Annotated in this window: 18 protein-coding genes; 7 read left to right on the top strand and 11 right to left on the bottom strand. The window is 68.9% G+C overall.

All coding sequences use genetic code 11. From position 1 onward, the window contains the following. The first annotated feature begins 303 nt into the window (after window positions 1-303). Window positions 304-870, top strand: a complete 567-nt coding sequence (locus F0U60_RS19355; RefSeq protein ID WP_395822107.1) for a hypothetical protein — start codon at window positions 304-306, stop codon at window positions 868-870. A gap of 51 nt (window positions 871-921) precedes the next feature. Next, on the top strand, window positions 922-1341 hold the full coding sequence (locus tag F0U60_RS19350) for a GIY-YIG nuclease family protein (protein ID WP_395822105.1): 420 nt from the start codon (window positions 922-924) through the stop codon (window positions 1339-1341). A gap of 148 nt (window positions 1342-1489) precedes the next feature. Here F0U60_RS19350 and F0U60_RS19345 read toward each other — a convergent pair whose 3' ends face one another. The 4 genes from F0U60_RS19345 to F0U60_RS19330 all read right to left on the bottom strand — a co-directional run bounded on the left by F0U60_RS19345 (window position 1490) and on the right by F0U60_RS19330 (window position 4775). After that, window positions 1490-2038 (bottom strand): thiol-disulfide oxidoreductase DCC family protein, encoded by a 549-nt coding sequence (locus F0U60_RS19345; RefSeq protein ID WP_395822103.1) that lies wholly within the window; start codon window positions 2036-2038, stop codon window positions 1490-1492. 8 nt (window positions 2039-2046) lie between these two features. Further along, complete coding sequence (locus F0U60_RS19340) at window positions 2047-2490, bottom strand: hypothetical protein (protein WP_395822101.1); 444 nt, start codon at window positions 2488-2490, stop codon at window positions 2047-2049. A gap of 120 nt (window positions 2491-2610) precedes the next feature. Beyond that, complete coding sequence (locus F0U60_RS19335) at window positions 2611-4056, bottom strand: serine/threonine-protein kinase (RefSeq protein WP_395822099.1); 1446 nt, start codon at window positions 4054-4056, stop codon at window positions 2611-2613. Beyond that, a complete protein-coding gene (locus F0U60_RS19330; RefSeq protein WP_395822097.1) occupies window positions 4053-4775 on the bottom strand; it encodes an RNA polymerase sigma factor in 723 nt (240 codons plus the stop codon). Before F0U60_RS19330 ends, F0U60_RS19335 begins: the two co-directional genes overlap by 4 nt. Before the next feature lie 229 nt (window positions 4776-5004). Between F0U60_RS19330 and F0U60_RS19325 the strand changes: the two genes are divergently transcribed. Then, on the top strand, window positions 5005-5481 hold the full coding sequence (locus F0U60_RS19325; RefSeq protein WP_395822095.1) for a hypothetical protein: 477 nt from the start codon (window positions 5005-5007) through the stop codon (window positions 5479-5481). Window positions 5482-5574: 93 nt separating this feature from the next. On the opposite strand, the gene F0U60_RS19320 is transcribed toward F0U60_RS19325, so the two are convergent. Then, complete coding sequence (locus F0U60_RS19320) at window positions 5575-6255, bottom strand: helix-turn-helix domain-containing protein (RefSeq protein ID WP_395822093.1); 681 nt, start codon at window positions 6253-6255, stop codon at window positions 5575-5577. Window positions 6256-6581: 326 nt separating this feature from the next. Continuing rightward, window positions 6582-9740 carry a tetratricopeptide repeat protein gene (locus F0U60_RS19315; RefSeq protein ID WP_395822091.1) on the bottom strand — a complete coding sequence of 1053 codons (3159 nt, stop codon included), beginning with the start codon at window positions 9738-9740 and terminating at the stop codon, window positions 6582-6584. 158 nt (window positions 9741-9898) lie between these two features. Here F0U60_RS19315 and F0U60_RS19310 point away from each other — a divergent pair, with 158 nt between their 5' ends. From F0U60_RS19310 to F0U60_RS19300, 3 genes are read left to right on the top strand one after another with little or no spacing between them, the layout of a single operon-like run. Further along, window positions 9899-10111 (top strand): hypothetical protein, encoded by a 213-nt coding sequence (locus F0U60_RS19310; protein ID WP_395822089.1) that lies wholly within the window; start codon window positions 9899-9901, stop codon window positions 10109-10111. A gap of 25 nt (window positions 10112-10136) precedes the next feature. Continuing rightward, window positions 10137-10946 carry a GNAT family N-acetyltransferase gene (locus F0U60_RS19305; RefSeq protein WP_395822087.1) on the top strand — a complete coding sequence of 270 codons (810 nt, stop codon included), beginning with the start codon at window positions 10137-10139 and terminating at the stop codon, window positions 10944-10946. Window positions 10947-10959: 13 nt separating this feature from the next. Continuing rightward, a complete protein-coding gene (locus tag F0U60_RS19300; protein ID WP_395822085.1) occupies window positions 10960-11331 on the top strand; it encodes a translation initiation factor in 372 nt (123 codons plus the stop codon). Window positions 11332-11334: 3 nt separating this feature from the next. Here F0U60_RS19300 and F0U60_RS19295 read toward each other — a convergent pair whose 3' ends face one another. From F0U60_RS19295 to F0U60_RS19285, 3 genes are read right to left on the bottom strand one after another with little or no spacing between them, the layout of a single operon-like run. Next, entirely contained in the window at window positions 11335-12048 is a 714-nt protein-coding gene (locus F0U60_RS19295; protein ID WP_395822083.1) for a hypothetical protein, read from the bottom strand. A 49-nt stretch (window positions 12049-12097) separates the two neighbouring features. After that, window positions 12098-12892, bottom strand: coding sequence for a tRNA pseudouridine(38-40) synthase TruA (gene truA / locus F0U60_RS19290; protein ID WP_395822081.1), 795 nt, complete (start codon window positions 12890-12892; stop codon window positions 12098-12100). Window position 12893: 1 nt separating this feature from the next. Beyond that, window positions 12894-14081 (bottom strand): serine/threonine protein kinase, encoded by a 1188-nt coding sequence (locus F0U60_RS19285; protein WP_395825308.1) that lies wholly within the window; start codon window positions 14079-14081, stop codon window positions 12894-12896. 194 nt (window positions 14082-14275) lie between these two features. Between F0U60_RS19285 and F0U60_RS19280 the strand changes: the two genes are divergently transcribed. Continuing rightward, window positions 14276-14644 carry a response regulator gene (locus F0U60_RS19280; protein WP_395822079.1) on the top strand — a complete coding sequence of 123 codons (369 nt, stop codon included), beginning with the start codon at window positions 14276-14278 and terminating at the stop codon, window positions 14642-14644. Between the two features lie 6 nt (window positions 14645-14650). On the opposite strand, the gene F0U60_RS19275 is transcribed toward F0U60_RS19280, so the two are convergent. Both F0U60_RS19275 and F0U60_RS19270 read right to left on the bottom strand, forming a co-directional pair. Further along, the gene (locus tag F0U60_RS19275) at window positions 14651-15637 is read right to left on the bottom strand and encodes a class I SAM-dependent rRNA methyltransferase (protein ID WP_395822077.1); all 987 of its coding nucleotides are present in this window, start codon (window positions 15635-15637) and stop codon (window positions 14651-14653) included. Then, complete coding sequence (locus F0U60_RS19270) at window positions 15634-16998, bottom strand: amidohydrolase family protein (protein ID WP_395822075.1); 1365 nt, start codon at window positions 16996-16998, stop codon at window positions 15634-15636. The genes F0U60_RS19275 and F0U60_RS19270 overlap by 4 nt, the downstream gene beginning before the upstream one ends. Window positions 16999-17045 lie beyond the last annotated feature (47 nt).

Below are 17045 nucleotides of genomic sequence, written 5' to 3'. Positions count from 1 at the left end.
TGAGAGCGGGTCCCGTTCGGTTCAGGCAGCCTTCGACACCGGCGCTGAAGATAGCGACGATGTTCAACCGGTCATGCAGAATCGCCATCACCGGCTGACGGTTTTAACGCGACACCAGCGTCTGTCCGATGTGGAACGATTGTGACTTCGTCCAGCCGAGGTGGTATTCATGGTGCAGGTGCCGAGGGGCGCCTGTACCCGAAAAAGACGACGTCACCCTCGCTTCTCTCGTAGGTCGACAGTTCTCGATGAGTTCCTTCTACGGCCCATTATCGGGTGAGGGCCGCCGCTGAGGGACTTTTCATGGGAACCGACTCCCGCGCCACCACTCCCCTTCCCCTGCGCGAATGCAAGGTCCGAGCGTCGCTCTTGCTCAAGGACCTGTGCTCCTCCGACACCCTCCGCGTCGCTCGTGCCACGGAACGGCTGCGCAAGCTCCCTGCCTTCGCCCGCTTCACTCCGAGTGAGCTGGTCGCTCGCAAGGACTCCGTCCGCCACAAGCACGCGCTGGCTGTCATCGCTCTCGAGCAGGGGTTCTCCTCCTGGGCGGAGCTGAAGAACGAGCGCGGCGAGGACACCTCGCCCGAGGTCGACTTCGACGCCTTCTTAGCCAGGGACGCGGGCGTCTTCCTCAACCGCTGGTTCTCTTCCTACGCTGAGGCGCTCGCCTCGCTCCGGGAACACGGCGGCTATCTCTTCCCCTACCGCACGCAGTTCTTCATCTGCGAGGCCGACTGCCTCGAGGCTCGCGGCGTGGATACTTCCGATCCCGACTGGGAACGGATGGGACGCAACTGGGTGGAGCCGCTCGATCTGGCCGCCCGTACGCGCCTCGGACAGAAGCTCATCGCGCTCGGCTACGCGAGCTGACGCGCCCTCTTCGTCTCTTCTTCGTCTCTTCATCACCCCAAGGAAGCTCCTATGAACTCCCCTGATGACCGCTCCGGGCGCGGCGGCCCGAAGTCTCGCGCCGAGTTGAAACGGACCTACAAGGAAAAGCCACCGCCGATGGGCGTGTACGCGGTCCGCAACCGCGTCAATGGCAAGGTGCTGGTGGGCTCGGCCCTCAACGCCCCGGGCATGCTCAATCGCATCCGCTTCGAGTTGGATCTCGGCAAACACCCCCAACGCGATCTGCAGGAGGACTGGCGGCGCTACGGCGCGGACAATTTCTCCTTCGAGGTGCTCGACGTCCTCCCGCCCTCGGAGGAGCCGGGCAGCACGGATCCGAAGGAGGAGCTGAAGGTCCTGGAGGCGCTCTGGCTCGATCGGCTCCGGCCGTATGGCGAGGCCGGCTACAACGAGCCCCCGGCCCAAGACGAGTCCTCTTCACGGCAGTGACTGCTCCCTCTCCCTCTGGGAGAGGGCGGGGGTGAGGGTAATCAAGCCCGTTCTTCAACCCGTGGCCCGCGGTGTGGACAGGGGGTTCAACCCGAGTGCATTCATACCCTCACCCCGTCCCTCTCCCAGAGGGAGAGGGGAAAGGCGCTCAGCCGGGCTCCATTCCTCCCACGACCTCCGCCAGGCAGTGCGGGCAGGCGGAGCGTCCCTGCGCCAGGAGCCTGCCACACCCCTCGCACCGCACCCGGCTCGGCAGGCGGCACGCCGCGTCCCCCGGAGCACACTTCGGGGTCTCGGGAGGACCGGCCTGTTCCAGTTCCTTCCGCAGGGTTTCGTCCTCCAAGTGCAGCCAGGAGGACAGCCTTCGCCGATTGCTCGAGAGCAGCTCGAAGGCGTTGCGCGCGAGCGGCATCAACGCGGGCCGGGACAGTCGTTGTGCCCAGTCCCGGTAGTCCTCCAAGGCCCACAGCACCATCAGCCACGCATGGGTGTCCCGGTAGACGCCTCCCTCGTCGTCCACCACCACCAGCTCCTCCGAGGCCCCCGAGCGACGCAGCTCGGGAAAGCGTCTCGCCGCCTCCTCGCCTCCGGCCGGGAGGCATTCGAGCCCCACCAGCACGCACTGCTCCCCCAGCCACCGCGCACAGCTCACACAGAAGCCACACGTCTCGTCATACAGCACGCAGAGGGCACGCATGGCTCACCTCAAGCCCGCTCGGCCACAGGGCTCGGCGGCGACACCCGGGTGTACTCCCGCGGCAGCACCGGCGGCGGCTGCTGGCGCACCTGGCCCGAGCGACGGATGCGGTTGAAGACATACAGGTTGAAGAAGTGCATCGCCCCCAGCACCACCATCACCTTGCCCACCTTGCCGCAGACCAGCTCGATGACCTCCTGCACCGTCCAGATGGTCTGGTGCTCCTTCAGCGACAGGGCCACGTACCCGATGTTCATCAGGTAGAAGCCCACCACCAGCAGGTGGTTCACCGACTCCGCCAGCCGCTCCTTGCCCAGGAAGGCGTCGTGCAGGAAGTGCGCCCCATTGCGCTGCAGCGTCTTCGCCACCCAGACCGTCAGCAGGATGCTCACGAACAGGTAGAGCAGGTAGGCCGCCACCATGAAGTGGCTCGACACCGTGTTCGGCTCCATGACACGTCTCCTCGGGGAGCGCGGTCGCCCGGGGCTCGAGTGCCCCTTCCTGGGTTGGCGCCGCCCTCCCCTTCCGTCAGGGAGTACCGGAAGGAATTTTCGCGGTTGCGGGGCGGCTGCTCAGGGCTGCCAGCGCCACAGGTAGAGACCGAACTCAACCACCGGCGGAGCCAGCATCAGGACGAGCCCGGCCCACATCACCGGCTCGCGAGAGAGCGGCCGTTGGCGTCGCCAGGCCTCCAGGATGGAGACGCACAGGAGGTAGAGCGCCGACAGCTCCAGCAGCCCTCCCACCAGCGGCATGAAGGGAGGCATCGAGATACTCGCCCCCCACTCCAGCACGCCGCGCAGGACGAACAGGCCTGAGCAGGCGCTCGCCAGCATCAGGAAGGTCCGCCCCTCGTGCAGCGGGACCTCCGGCGCGGGCGCATCCAGACCCTCGTGGCGCCAGTGTCTGCGCAGCAGGCCGTACGCCGCGAGCGCCACCGCGAGCCCCGCCACCGCGCCCAGGATGGGGCCTATCTCGAAGCGCGCCCGCGTCACCCACCGGCCATCCGCGAGCCGCGCCGCGGGCTGCATGGTGAGCGGATCCAACTCGTGTGGGCTCACCACCCGAGGCGTCACCGACACGAGGAGCGCCCACAGCACCAGCGCGCATGCCACCGCCTGCAGCACCGCCACCGCTCGCAGCCAAAGGGCCTCATCCGGAGGAAGCGCCGCCTCCGCCGCTCCATCCGCGAGCCGCCGCAGGTCCAGCCCCATGGCCTGCGCGCTCGCGTAGCGCCGCGAGGGCTCGAGCGCCACGGCCCTCCGCACCACCGTCCCGAGTGCCCCCATCAAGGAGGACGCCCCCGCCACCGGTGGCCGTCCCGTTACCAGCTCGTGCAGCAGCACGCCCACCGCGTACACGTCCATGCGTGGCTCGGGCGGTGCTCCGGCGAAGGCCTCGGGTGCCATGTACTCGGGAGTCCCCACCACGGCATGCGCGGCGGTGAGCGTGTTCCGCGGCCCCTCCTGGCGCACGATGCGGGCAATCCCAAAGTCCGTTACCTTCACCCGGCCCTCGCCGTCCACGAGGATGTTGGCGGGCTTGATGTCCCGGTGCACCACACCGCGCGCGTGCGCATAGGCCAGCGCATCACAGACCTGGATCGCCACGCGCACGGCCTCCGCTGGAGCCAGCGGCAGCAGCTCCGCCAGGGAGCGGCCCTCCACCAGCTCCATCACCAGGAAGCGCTCACCTTCCTCGTCTCCGAAGTCGTGCACCCGGACGATGTTCGGGTGATCCAACAGCGCCAGCGCCCGCGCCTCTCGGGCGAACCGGGCCTGCGCCTCGGGGCTGGAGGCGGCCTCTCCCGCGAGGAACTTCACCGCCACCGGACGATCCAACCTCACGTGGCGCGCGCGGAACACGCGGCCCATGCCTCCGCGGCCGATCTCCTCTTCCAACTCCAGCGCGCCGATCCGGCCCGGGTCCTCCATGTCCTCGCCCAGGAGACATCCGGGACACACCGCCAGGCGCTTGTCATCCACAGGCATCGCGCAGCGCGGGCAGCGGGCACTCATCGCTTCAGCACCCGGAGCAGCTCGGCGAGCTCCGCCTCCGCCTCCTCGGGTCCTCCGACCGTGTCCACCACTTCCTCGCGCACCAGCTCGCGGTAGCGCACCCGCGCCCGGTGGAGGAATGTCTTGAGCTGCGGCAGCGACATGCCGTGTGCCTCCGCCGCCTCCCGGTAGCTCGGCGGCTCGCCTGGACGGAAGAACTGGAGCACCAGCGCGAAGGGACCCTTGCGCGCTCCACTGTCGAATTCGGCCTTCAGCCGCTCCAGGGCCCGCTCCATGACGCTCGAGGCCCACTCCCGCTCGAAGGCCTCGTCCGGAGCCTGCGCGTCCTCGGAGGCGATCCGCTCCGCCAGCTCGAAGTCCAGAGGCAGCGCGGCCACTCCCCCGCCCCTCCGGGCGGCATTCGAGCGCTCATGACGGTGGACGAGGTGGTTGCGCGCAGCCGTCAGCAGGTAGCCCCGCAGGCGGCCCTTCTCGGGGCTCAGGCGCTCGAGGAAGTCGTGCTCCAGCAGCCGCAGAAGCAGGTCCTGCACGGCGTCTCGCGCGGCTTCCGCCTCCAGCCCCTGACGGCGCATGAAGACGTAGAGCGGACGCCAGTAGGTGCGCAGCAGCGACTCGAGCGCCGCGCGCCGCGCCTCCGGTGAGCTCCGAGCCGAGCGGATGAGAGTCCAGCGCGTGGGTGGGAAGGCGCTCGGCCCCTCCTCTGGCGGATCTGCGCTCATGGGGAGGTTCTAGCTCAACTCGGGGGTGGCCTTCTCGATGGAAGACCTGCACGCCAGGGCAGGGGCGTACCGGGCTTTGAGCGCTGCCGGACACGTTCCCTCCGCCCAAAAAGCGGTGTCTCCGTTTCACTGGAGGAAAAAGCACCGGGGCATTGTCCGGGGGGATACCGCTCTCTACCGTCCCTTGACCGAAGCCATACCCACAGTCGCAGTCACTCGAGGACGAACCATGACCCCTGCTTCCCAGATGCCTATGACGATGCAGCCCGGAATGAACCCGATGATGGGCGGCATGCCCATGCCGATGATGGGCGGCATGAACCCGATGATGATGGGCGGCATGCCCATGCCGATGATGGGCGGTATGAACCCGATGATGATGGGCGGCATGATGCCCATGCCCATGCCGATGATGGGCGGCATGAACCCGATGATGATGGGCGGTCAGATGCCGATGATGGGCATGAACCCGATGATGGGCGGCATGCCGATGATGATGCCCATGATGATGCGGATGCCGATGATGGCCCGGATGACCTGTGAGATGGGCAAGGACGGCATGATGTGTCGGATGATGCCCATGGACGCGGGCCAGATGGAGATGATGAAGGACTGCTGTGACGCGATGAACTCCATGATGGCCATGGGAATGCCGGTGATGATGATGTGCAACGGCATGCCCATGATGATGTGCACCGCGAAGTAACACCGGGCCCGTGAGGGCCTGAAAGCACGAGAGCCGGCGAGAAGCCCCGAGGGCCCGCCGGCTCTTCGTGTTTCCGGAGGGGGCTCCGAGCTCCTAGCCCACCGTCTCCGCGTACGTCATCACCAGGTACATCACCGCGTCCACGTTGCCCGTGTTGCGGTAGACGTGCGCCACGTCCGCTTCAAACAGGATGGCGTCTCCCGCGGCCAGCACGTGGTGCTCGTCACCCCGGTCGATCTCCACCGTCCCCACCGTCACCACCAGGTTCTCCATCGTCCCCGGCGGGTGCGCGTCCGCGTGCTCCTCAGCGTGTGCGGCCAGCCGCAGCTCGTAGAACTCCACGCGCCTCGGCTCGTCGAACGGGAAGAGCGCGCGCGAGCTGAAGCTCCCATCATGGGAGGCCAGCCGCTTCGACTGACTGGCGCGCATCAGCCGGGTGCCGCTCTGCGCCGTGGTGCTGATCAGCGCCGAGAACGGGATGCCCAACGCCCGGGCGATCTTCCAGATGACGTTGATGGTGGGCGCGCTCTGGCCCAGCTCGATCTGCCCCAGCATGGCCCGGCTCACCCCGGACGCCTTGGCCAACCGCTCCAGGGACAGGCCCCGCTGGGTGCGCAGCCGGCGCAGGTTACGGCCCACGATGGGAGCCAGATCCGTCGATGAGTCCGCGTGCGCCACCTCATAGGCCCACTCCTCCTCGGAGGAAGGTGCCTCGGGTGGGGGAGCTTCCGCCTTCTTGGCGTCCTGCTCCTTCTTGCGCCCCTTTCCCTTCACGGGCGAGGGAGTGCTCTCAGCGTCCTCCGCCGAGGGAGGCGTATTTTCACGAACCGATTTCACGTGGGCCAGACCATGACCCACACCCACACTGGCGTCCAGAGACTCATGGGGGCGAGCGACCGAGTCGACGAAGGTCTGGACTCACGCCGCTTCCGGAACTCATCGAGGTTGATCACTTCGGCAGCCTGATTCATGGCGGATGATTTCTCCGATAGCGGAACCATGTCCGCCGTAGCGGACGGACGCAATATCCGTTTTAGCGGACGCGCTGTCAATCCGCACCGCCGGGACGAGGACCAGCCAGGGAGGGTCAGGCACCTCCCCTACTGTCCGCCATGCGCCTCCAGCCACGCCGCGACCCGGGAGGCCTTCGGTTCCTTGTGCTCCGCGAGAAGCTCCTTGTAGGCCTGGGAGGCGAGCGTCCGAGCGCGTGCCCGTACGTCCTCCGCGCCGCCCTCCCAGAGAGCACGGCCCAGGAGGAACCGCAGGTCCGCCACCCGCTCCGCCGGAAGGCGTGGAGCACCCACCAACGTCAGGGCCCGCTCCAAAGGCGCGATCGCCTGGGCCGGAGCGCTCAGCGCCAGCTGACACTCGCCGATCCCCACGAGGGGTCCGAACACATCCGGATGATGGGCTGGAAACCGCTTCTCGTATACCGCGAGGGCCCGCTTGTAGTGCTCCAGCGCCTGCCGGTGTTGACCGCCTTCGCGGTACCAGTCGGCCAGCCCCTCCAGCACGATGGCGCTCTCTATGGAGTCCTTGCCCACCTCCTTCTCCGCCAGGCCGAGCGCACGCTGATAGTCGGCCAGGGACTCGGCGCGCCGGCCCAGGTCTCTGAGCACGCCAGCGCTGCCGAACAGGGGGTAGACGAGGTCGACCGCGTTGTGCTCCGGCGCCGCCTCGGCGATCCGCAGCGCCTGCCGGAATTGCTCCAGCGCCTCGCTCTTCCTGCCCAGCCCACTGAGGGCATTGCCCACGCCCACCATGCTGGTCGCGACATCCGTGTGCCCGGGTCCAAAGGCCTTCTTCCGGATGGCCACGCTCTGCTCGTAGGAGATGAGGCTCTGCGCGTACTGGTGCAGGTTCCCCTGGATGCCGCCGAGGGAGTCCAGCGTCGAGCCCACCTCCGGATGCTCCGCACCCAGCCCCGTATCCCGCGCCGCCAGGGCCCGTTGGAAGTAGCCCAGGGCCGCCACATCATCTCCGGCCTTCAACGCCAGCTGTCCCAGGTTGTGCAGCGCGTTGCCCGTCTCCGGGTGGTTGGGGCCCAGCGCCTTCTCGTAGATGGCCTGTGCCCGGGCCAGCACCTGACGCGCCTCGTCCACCCGCCCTGATTTGACGAGCGAGGCCCCCAGGTTGTTGAGGGCCGCCGCCACCTCCGGATGCTCGGGGGGATAGACCTTCTGCCGCAGCGCCACCACCTGACGGAAGAGCGCCAGGGACTCCTCGGTCTTGTCCTCGCGCAGGTGGATGGCTCCCAGCGCGTTGATAACGAAGGCCTCGATGCGATCATCCCCGCCCATCCGCTCCAGCACCGCGCGCGCGTGGTCCGCCCACTCACGGCCCTTGTCGTAGTGCGCCTGGAGCATCCCCGAGCGCACCAGCCGGGCCGAAGCCGAGGCAATCACCTCATCGTGGCGGCCGGCCTCCGCGGCCCACACCGCTTGCCGGAGCGAAGCCTCGGACGCCGAGAAGTTCCCCGCCTTCTCCTCCAGGGCTCCTCGCAACTCGAGCACCTCGGCCTGCAACGGGCGGTAGCGCAGGGCCTCCGCCTCCTCCGCGAGCTTGCCGATGCGGTCCAGGGCGGGCTTGAACTGGCCGCTGTCGAAGAGAGCCCGAGCCTCGGCGAACCGGAGCCGCAGCTGCTCCACCTTCTCGAGGCTGGCCGCGTCCTCCGGCGGGCGGAGGGTGGCCCGCAGCGCCTCCACGTTGGAGCAGCCCGCGAGGGAAGGCAGCGCGTGGGCGGCCTTCGCCGCCTGGTCCACCAGCGCGGCATCCGCGTGGGCATAGACGTCGGTGAGGGCCTGGAGCGACTGCCTCCGCCGCTCCAGACAGGCCATGCGCAGCGAGAGCACCTCGTCGGACTGCTCGCCCCGGACCCGCGTGGCCTCACAGGCCTCGGTGTGCATGGACACCCAGTCCTGGGCATAGCTGTCCAGCACCTGCGCCGTGCGCGTCCAGGACTCGTCCGCGTTGGGCCTGCCGGTGGCACGGAAGGCCTGGCCGAGCACCTCCTTGCGAGGCGCATCCCACAGCCCTTCCAGGCGGCGAGCACCGCCCCGGCAGGGCTGTTCAGCGGGAGCCCGGAGTTGGAGGGGCAGCCCGATGCCCAGGGAGAGCAGCAGGATGCTCGCGGCCACCATCCAGTGGCGCTGGTGCTTCGGCAGCGTCTGACCGAGCGCCTCGAGCAAGGCCTCCATGGAGGAGAAGCGCTGCTCGGGCTTCGGGTCGATCCCACGCAGCACGATGCGCCGCACGCTGGCGGGCACACGGCCATCGCGAGGCGGCTCCGGAGTGCGCCACGTGGAGGGCGGGCCCGGAGTCCTGCCGTAGGGCCGCTCGCCATAGAGCGCCTCGTAGAGGGCCACGCAGTAGCTGAACTGGTCCGCCCGCGCGTCGAAGACGCCTCCGCCGTACGACTCTGGCGCCATGTAGGCCGGCGTGCCAATGACCAGGCCCGCGCGGGTGAGAGGCGTATCCAGCGGCGAGCTGCCCCGCTCGGGAAGGGACACCTCGGGCTCCTTGGGCGGAGGGAGTGGCTCCTCGGACGCCGACGCCTGCCGGGCGAGGCCGAAGTCCAGCACGCGCACCCGGCCGTCCTTCCCCAGCAGCACGTTGTCCGGCTTGAAGTCGCGGTGCACCAGGCCCGCCGCATGCGCCGCCGCGAGCCCCCGTCCAGCGGCGAGGAACACCTCCACCACCTCGCGCCAGGTGCGCGACCCCTGCTTGAGCCAGTCGCGCAGCGAGGGCCCCTCCACCAGCTCCATCGCGATGAAGACGCGCTCATGCCACGTCCCCACGTCGTAGATGGAGATGACATGGGGATGGGACAGGCGCGCCATCGCCTGCGCCTCGCGCAGCAGGCGGACCTGTCCGCCGCTCTTCTCCACCTGGTCGGACCTCGGGTGGAGCAGCTTGAGGGCGAGCTTGCGATCCAACTCGGGATCATACGCGGCGTACACCACGCCCATGCCGCCAGAGCCCAGCTTCGCCAGCACCATGAAGCGGCCCACCGTCGCGCCGCGAGGGAGCTCCTCCTCGGGAAGGCTCTCGGGCAGGGGCGCGGGCGCCATCACCACGTTGGTGGGCACGTCCTCTGACAACGAGGAGACGCCGCTGCGCACCAGCATCCGGCTACACGCAGGGCACTTCTCCGCATGGTCGAGCAGCCGCGCGACCTCCGCCTCCGGGAAACGTCCCGAAGCGGCCTCCCGCACGAAGTTCTCTTCGGGGCAGATGCTGTCGATGGGACTCTCCGCCATTCTCGTCTCCCCTGTGCGCACGGCATTTTGGCTCGACGGATGGATCTTGGCCATCCTGGAAAGACGGAAAGACATGCCAGTCCCGTGCTTTAAAGAACAGACGGGCGAGCAGCCGGACGTGACATAGGCTGCCCGCGCTGGAGGCTTCGCGAGTGCCCATGGATCCACGCGATTACATCCCCGATGTGCGTGACGGCCTCACCCGCGTCGAGCGCATCATCCTCCACACGCTGCACCGGCTCGAGCACGAGCGCGGGGGCCGCTCCGTTCCGACGGCCATGCTCTACGGCTATGTCGTCGAGCAGCTCGACATCGGCCCCGAGGAGTTCCAGGACATCGTCACCCGCCTCGTCGGGCGCCGGGTGCCATGAGAACGCAACGCCACGAGATGAGCCCATGAACACGAGCGACACGACGCATCCCGGAGACCCTTGGGCTGGCACGGAGCTCCCGCGCCACATCGTGCGCGATGCGGCCGGAGCTCCCGTGCTCACCCATGCGCTCTCCACACGCGAGGGGCGGCCCTGGGCAGACCTCGCGTGGCGCATCCCCCACGTGGACGCCACACACTGCGCCGACGTGCTGCTCGCGGCCCTGCGCGGCTGGGCGCTCTCCACGGACGACGAGGCGCTCGCTGGGGCGCTCATCGCTCGGGGTGCCCGCGTGGTGAGGCATGCGCACAGCTACTCCCGCGACCTACGAGCCGCTCCTGCCCCCGTCGCATGGAGCACTCCCGAGACACCAGGTGGCTACCAGCTCACGGCGGTCAATCGCAGCGCCGAGGCACTCGCGCCACTGCTGCTGAAGGCGTACCCGCCAGGCCACCCGGATCACTCCGGCTGGACGCCCGAGGAGGCCCGGAACGAAGTCGCGCGGATCCTCGCGGGTGAGCTGCTCGGCCCGCTCCTGCCGTGCAGTGGGCTCGCCCTCGAGGGGGACACGGTTGTCGGAGCCTGCCTCGTCACCCTCCGAGAAGGGAGCCCTCCCCATGGGGGCCCCTGGGTCATCGAGGTGTACCGGAACCCCGCTCCCCGCTATGCCGGTCTGGGTGCCGCGCTGCTACGCCGGGCCCTGTGGCTCTCGACCCAGGCGGAGCTCCCCGCCCTCAGTCTCGTCGTGAGCGACGGCAACCCGGCACGGCGAGTCTACGAGCGCCTGGGCTTCCAGCACGTGGGCTCCTCCCGGACCCTCGAGCTGCCCACCTGACAGGAGCCACCCCATGGCGAACCCAAAGGACACGAAGACGAAGGGCTTCAACAACCCGTTCGCCCGGCTTGAGAGCCTGCGCGACGCGCTGCCCTCCACGAAGCCGCAGGTGAGCCGAGAGGACTTCCCTGACGAGCCCCCGCCCAACGGTCCCGAGCGCGCAGTGGTACGGGTAGAGACGGGCCGAGGAGGCACGGAGGTGACGGTGGTTGAAGGACTGGGCCTCCCCGCGGCCGAGCTCCAGACGTGGCTGCAGGCCCTGCAACGGGGCCTCGCCTGTACCGGCTCGGTAGAGGGCGAGCGGCTGGTGCTGCGGGGCGACCACCGCTTCAAGGTGCCCGACCTGCTGCTACGCCGGGGCGTCAAACGCGTGGTGCACGGATGAAGCTCAGACAGCAGGAGCCTTCGGTACGTCCTCGGACCGGGCCTCAGGCTGCTCCTCGGACCGAGCCTCGGGCTGAGTCTCGGACTGCGCCTCGGACCGCTGCTCGGGCGATTCCACTCCGGGGGCTGGTTGAGGCACGGCCTGCTCCCCGCTCTTCGAGGCCTCACGCTGGGCGCTCTTCTCTCCCGCGCGCTCGGCCTCTCGAAGGAACTCGGCGTACTCGTCCTTGCGCGCGTCGGCCTGCTGCTGCGCCTGCTGAGCCTGCTTCCCCGCGGCGGCCCGACCCCGAACAACAGCCCGCTGGCTGAGCACCACCCCACCGACGAACGCACCCCAATGAAGCGCCGTGAACAACCACCCGCGCTCCAGCCACCCATCAACGCCGTCCTGCACGAACTCGAGCGCGAGGATGAAGAACTGACCGGTGAACGCAGCCCCGAGCGCGGTGGACCACGGACGCAGCTCAATGACACGGGCGGCGCCGTAGCACAGCAAGGGCAGCACGACGAGCAGCCACAGATTCTGCAGCACCAGGGCGACGCCAAAGCGGAGGGCCACGAGGGGCAGCGCCTCAATCCGACCGACGAGCCTCACGGTGAGCGCCGCGCTCAGAATGGAGCCGAGCACCAACGAGAGGAAGCCGAGCCCCGCGGTGAACTGGAGGCGTCGGACGCGGACACGCAGGGGTTCGAGGACGACCTTCTTCGGGGTGCTCACGGGAACCGGAGCCTAGCGCAAGCACGGCCCGGGGGCGTACGGACAGTCCTCACTCTTCGTCTTCGCCGTCCGCTGTGCTGCCTGGGGTACGAGGAGGCGGGCCGTCTCCATAGAAGACCTCCTCCAACACAAGCCCATGGGCTGGGGCGGTGGGGCCGGCGCGCTTGCGGTCGCGTGCGGCGAGGACCTCGGCCACCCAGGAGTCAGGACGGCGCCCCTTGCCCACCTCCACCAAGGTGCCCACGAGGTTGCGCACCATGTGCTTGAGGAAGGCAGTGCCCTCCACGGTGACGGAGAGCTCATCCCCGGAGGTGCCCTGGACGACCACCCGGCGCACCTCACGTACCGGGTGAGCGGCCTGACAGTCCGAGGCGCGGAAGGAGGAGAAGTCGTGCCGGCCTACCAGGTGCGCGGCACCGCGGCGCAGGGCCTCCACGTCCAGGGGGGCGAACACCTCCCAGTGGGAGAAGCGGCGCAGGGGCGAGCGCGAGGGCTTGTTGCTCACCCGATACCGGTAGCGCTTGCCGTGGGACCAGCGGCGCGGGTCGAAGTCCGGGGGCACCTCCTCGGCGCGGACCACGGCGATGTCCTCCGGCAGGAAGCGGTTGAGCCCCATCCAGTACGCCTTGAGGGGCAGCGTGCGCTCGGTGTCGAAGCACACCACCTGCCCGGTGGCATGCACGCCCGCATCCGTCCGGCCGGCCGACTCCACCGACACACGCTCGCCAAGCAGCTGCTCCAACGCCTGTCCCAGCCGAGCCTGGATGGAGACACCATTGGGCTGGACCTGCCATCCCACGTACTGGGTGCCGTCGTATTCGAGTGTCAGCTTCAACCGGGGCATGTCAGCGGTACTTGAGCCAGGACGTGAGGATGTCCCCGACCATCTTCCCCACGGCGACGTTGTGCTTGCGAGCGAGCGACTCCAGCGCCTCCAGCTGCGCGGCACTGACGGGCACCGGGACAATGCGCTCGCCGCCGGAGCCAGCGGCGGGCTCCTCCACGGTCGCCACCGACTCCATCTCCGTCTCCGTGGTGGACGCGGGCGTGGGCGAGGTGGACTGAGGGCGCAGCCGCTGCTGCTCCTCCTCCAGCTCGTCCAAGAAGAGCTGCTTGAGGAAGTTGGAGAGGTGGAGATGGGTGGGGGTGAACTCGTACGCGTTGAGGAAGCGGTCCAGGTCCTGCTGGAAATGCCAGGCCGTGGGGTAGCGCTTGTCACGGTCCCGCTCCAACGCCTTCATGAGAATGGCTTCCACCTGCTCGGGGATGTCCGCGCGGAAGTACGAGGGCGCGTACACCTTGCCCTCGACGATGCTGCGCATGACGGCCACATCCGACTCACCGGTGAAGAGCTTGAAGCCGGTGAGCCACTCGTAGAGCACGGCGCCCAGGGAGAAGAGGTCGCTGCGATGGTCCAGCGGCTTGCCCAGGCACTGCTCGGGGCTGAGGTAGCTGAGCTTGCCGCGCAGCTCGCCGGCGCGCGTGTGCTCCACTCGGTTGGCCGCCTTGGCGATGCCGAAGTCCAGCACCTTCACCGAGCCGTCGAAGCACACGAAGATGTTCTCCGGCGTCACGTCCCGGTGGACGATGTTCAGCGGCGCCCCGTACAGGTCCACCTTCTGGTGCGCGTAGTAGAGGCCCTCGCACACGGACGAGGCGATCTTCAGCGCGTACACCATGGGGAAGGGAATCCCCAGCGACTCGGCCTTGGGGACGACCCGCCGCATGTCCCGGCCGAAGAGGTACTCCATGCCGATGTAGTAGCTGTCGCCCACCTTCCCCAGGTCGTGGATCTGCACGATGTTGGGGTGGTTGAGCTGGGCGGCCAGCCGGGCCTCGTTGAGGAACATGCGCACGAAGGCCGGCTGCCGCGACAGGTGGGGCCGGATGCGCTTGATGACCACGGGCTTGTCGAAGCCGTCCGGGCCGGAGTGGTGGGCGAGGAACACCTCCGCCATGCCGCCTACGGCGAGGCGGTCGACGAGCTGGTACTGGCCGAAAGGCACGGGGGTTCGCGGGGCGACGGGCGACATCGGAAGAACCACGATACCGCTCCCGACGCCTCGTCGGCCAATGTTCCGAGGTTCCGAGGAGGGCGCCTGGCGTATCGGCGGCGTCGTCCGGTTGTTTCCTGGGAGGGAGAACGGCCTGCGTCAATTGCACCCCCTCCTTGGGGTCACTACAACCGGACTGCATCCTTCTCTCAAAGAACAGGAATGCTCGAGACGTGCCCACACGCGTTCTGATCGTCGACGACAACAAGGACGCCGCCGACATCCTTGCCGAGTCGATGGAGCTCCTGGGCTGTGAGGCCCGCGTCGCCTATGACGGTCCGAGAGCCCTCCAAATCGCGGAGGCATTCCAGCCCGAGCTGGCCTTGCTGGACATCAGCCTGCCCTTCATGGACGGCTACGAGCTGGCCCGCTTGCTGCGCCAACAACAGCCGACTCCACGCCTCCGGCTCGTCGCCGTGACGGGGTTTGGCCAGGAATCAGACCGAGAGCAATCAGGCGAGGCGGGCTTCGATGCCCACCTCGTGAAGCCACTCGACTTCGACGAGCTGGAGGTGCTGCTCAAGCGCCTGATGGCCTCCTGAGCGGGCTCAAGGCAGCTCGAGCACCCGCACCTTCAGGGCAGCCGGATGCGCGGGTGAGTCCGGGAAGTCCACCGGAGAAGGCCCCAGGTCGAGCACTCCCCTCCCCCTGCGTCCAGCCCGGGACACCCCCTCGGTCACCATGGCCTCGAAGCGGCGGGACGCCAGCGTGGCGAGGTTGCAGCACGCCACCAACCGTCCCCCCGGGGCCACCACCCTGGCAGCGGCCTCGGCCAGGGAGGCGTAGTCCCGAGCGGCAGAGAAGCGGCTGGAGCGCGTCGTGGCGAAGGAGGGCGGATCCGTCACCACGACGTCGAACGTCTCCCCCTTGCGCGCCAGCCGGCCGAGCCAGTCGAAGACATCCCCCGCCACGTAGTCGTAGCGATCCACCGACTGGCCATTGAGGCGAGCGTTCTCCTCCCCCCACTCCAGCACGCGACGACTGGCGTCGATGTTGAGCACCCGCTTCGCCCCGCCCGAGGTGGCCGCCACGCCGAAGCCGCAGGTGTACGAGAAGAGGTTGAGCACGGTGAGGCCACGCACCTCCCCGGCCAGCCACGCCCGCGTGTCGCGCATGTCCAGGTAGAGGCCTACCGAGAGGCCCTGCCCCGGACGGATGAGGAAGCGCAGCCCGTTCTCCAGCGCCACCAGCGACTCCAACGACTCACCGCGTGCGGCCTGCTCGGGGGCGAGCTGCTCCTTCGCCACGTTGGCCAGGTGGCGCGCCTCCTTGGGCCGCCGCTTGAGATACACGCTGCGCGGCGCCCACGCGGACTCGATGGCGCCCAGCAGCGCCTGCTCCTCCGCCGGGGAGAAGTCGCGGTAGAGGCTCACCACGTGGAGGTACTCGAAGACGTCCACCGTCACGTCGGGGACACCATCGGGCTCGCCGTTAACGAGCCGGAAGGCGGTGGTTCGTGGATCCTCCCGCAACGGGGCACGTCGCTCGCGGGCCTGGCGGAGGACGTCCACCAGGTCGGAGGTGGGAGGGCTCATCGCCGGCGCACCACCGGGCTGACAGGGACCGCGGCCTCCGGCACACGGGCCCGCGCCCACACATCGGAAAGCACGCGGGCGGCCTCGTTCGCCAGCTCCACCTCATCCACGCCGAGCACCTGCCCCTCGCGCACGGTGACGCGACCCCCGACGATGTTCCACGCCACCCGGGAGCGGCTGACCTGACCGAGCAGGTGCGGAGCCTGCCCACTGTCCTTGTCCAGCGCGGGCACGCAGTCGAACACCACCAGGTCCGCGAGGCGCCCTTCCTCCACCGCACCGGAGGGCAGGCCAAAGAGCCGTGAGCACAGCTCGGCGGGGCCCTCTGTGAAGAGCTGCACCAGCACGCCATCCGGATCCACCAGGCGCGAGCCTCGCGCGGCCCCCAACGCCGTGACGAGGGCGGCGGACAGCGCGTCCCAGAGGTTGCCGTGGCCAGCGCTGCCCAGACCGATCAGGTTCTGACGCCCGTGCAGCGTCTCAAGGGCCCGGCTGCTGGGCTCGAGGAGCAGGGCCGCCCCGGGACCGAGCGCCACGCAGGTACCGGACGCAGCCAGGCGCGTGGACTCGGCGTCGTCCACGGAGCGCGCGTACGCGGCCACCGTGAGCGGCCCGAGCAACCCGAAGGACTCCAGCCGGGGCACCACGCGCTGGAAGTGCTGCGACCAGGTGGTGGCCAGGTCGTGGTCTCCCTCGGAGAGGTGGAAGACGACGGGCGTGCCGGATGCATCCCGCAGGCGACCGAGCAGTTTCAGCAAGGGGTTCGCGCTCGTCCACGAGGCATGGAAGCCGAACGCACCGCGCACCAGCGGATGGGCGCCCCGGCGCCGGACGAAGTCGGCGTTGGCCTCTGCCTGGGCCTCGGCCTGGGAGGTACCACCCAGGCTGTGCGTGGAATGGCTCGCCACCAACCGCAGGCCGAGCTGCTCCGCCACGCGTGCCTGGGCATCGAGGGCGCCAACCACGTCACCCGGGCAGGACAGGTGATCCACCACCAAGGTGACACCCGAGCGCAGCGCCCGGGCCATGGCATGGCGGGAGAGGACCTCCACGTCCGAGGCGGTGAGGTGCGCGGCCAGGCGGAGCTCGTGCTCCAGCCGGTACTGGGGCGGGTGCAGGAGGAGCTCGCCCACAGTGGGGACGAGCTGATCCCCCACGAGGTGGGCATGACAGTCCACGAGGCCGGGCATCACCAGCCGCCCGCGGCAGGAGACCTCCCAGTCCCCGGGGAGCACGGGCACCTCGGCGTCGGGGGCGACGCGGCGGATGAGCCCCTCCTCGATGACGATGGCCATGCCGGTACGACCCCGGCCGTCCGCACGGAAGATGGAGCAATTCTTGAGGACCAGGCGTCCTTCCATAAGGGGCGTGAGTATATGCGCGGACCGGGGAGATCGATCTCGGGGTG

Source organism: Archangium minus (genome assembly GCF_044360475.1).
Classification (GTDB): Bacteria; Myxococcota; Myxococcia; order Myxococcales; family Myxococcaceae; genus Archangium; species Archangium minus.
Note: the sequence above shows the minus strand (reverse complement) of the source record. Positions and strands in the feature narration are given on the sequence as shown.

Bases quoted from the DNA above. Each gene is read 5' to 3' on its own strand.
- F0U60_RS19355 (WP_395822107.1), top strand. From the start codon at position 304: ATGGGAACCGACTCCCGCGCCACCACTCCCCTTCCCCTGCGCGAATGC.
- F0U60_RS19350 (WP_395822105.1), top strand. From the start codon at position 922: ATGAACTCCCCTGATGACCGCTCCGGGCGCGGCGGCCCGAAGTCTCGC.
- F0U60_RS19345 (WP_395822103.1), bottom strand. From the start codon at position 2,038: ATGCGTGCCCTCTGCGTGCTGTATGACGAGACGTGTGGCTTCTGTGTG.
- F0U60_RS19340 (WP_395822101.1), bottom strand. From the start codon at position 2,490: ATGGAGCCGAACACGGTGTCGAGCCACTTCATGGTGGCGGCCTACCTG.
- F0U60_RS19335 (WP_395822099.1), bottom strand. From the start codon at position 4,056: ATGAGTGCCCGCTGCCCGCGCTGCGCGATGCCTGTGGATGACAAGCGC.
- F0U60_RS19330 (WP_395822097.1), bottom strand. From the start codon at position 4,775: ATGAGCGCAGATCCGCCAGAGGAGGGGCCGAGCGCCTTCCCACCCACG.
- F0U60_RS19325 (WP_395822095.1), top strand. From the start codon at position 5,005: ATGACCCCTGCTTCCCAGATGCCTATGACGATGCAGCCCGGAATGAAC.
- F0U60_RS19315 (WP_395822091.1), bottom strand. From the start codon at position 9,740: ATGGCGGAGAGTCCCATCGACAGCATCTGCCCCGAAGAGAACTTCGTG.
- F0U60_RS19310 (WP_395822089.1), top strand. From the start codon at position 9,899: ATGGATCCACGCGATTACATCCCCGATGTGCGTGACGGCCTCACCCGC.
- F0U60_RS19305 (WP_395822087.1), top strand. From the start codon at position 10,137: ATGAACACGAGCGACACGACGCATCCCGGAGACCCTTGGGCTGGCACG.
- F0U60_RS19300 (WP_395822085.1), top strand. From the start codon at position 10,960: ATGGCGAACCCAAAGGACACGAAGACGAAGGGCTTCAACAACCCGTTC.
- truA (WP_395822081.1), bottom strand. From the start codon at position 12,892: ATGCCCCGGTTGAAGCTGACACTCGAATACGACGGCACCCAGTACGTG.
- F0U60_RS19285 (WP_395825308.1), bottom strand. From the start codon at position 14,081: ATGTCGCCCGTCGCCCCGCGAACCCCCGTGCCTTTCGGCCAGTACCAG.
- F0U60_RS19275 (WP_395822077.1), bottom strand. From the start codon at position 15,637: ATGAGCCCTCCCACCTCCGACCTGGTGGACGTCCTCCGCCAGGCCCGC.
- F0U60_RS19270 (WP_395822075.1), bottom strand. From the start codon at position 16,998: ATGGAAGGACGCCTGGTCCTCAAGAATTGCTCCATCTTCCGTGCGGAC.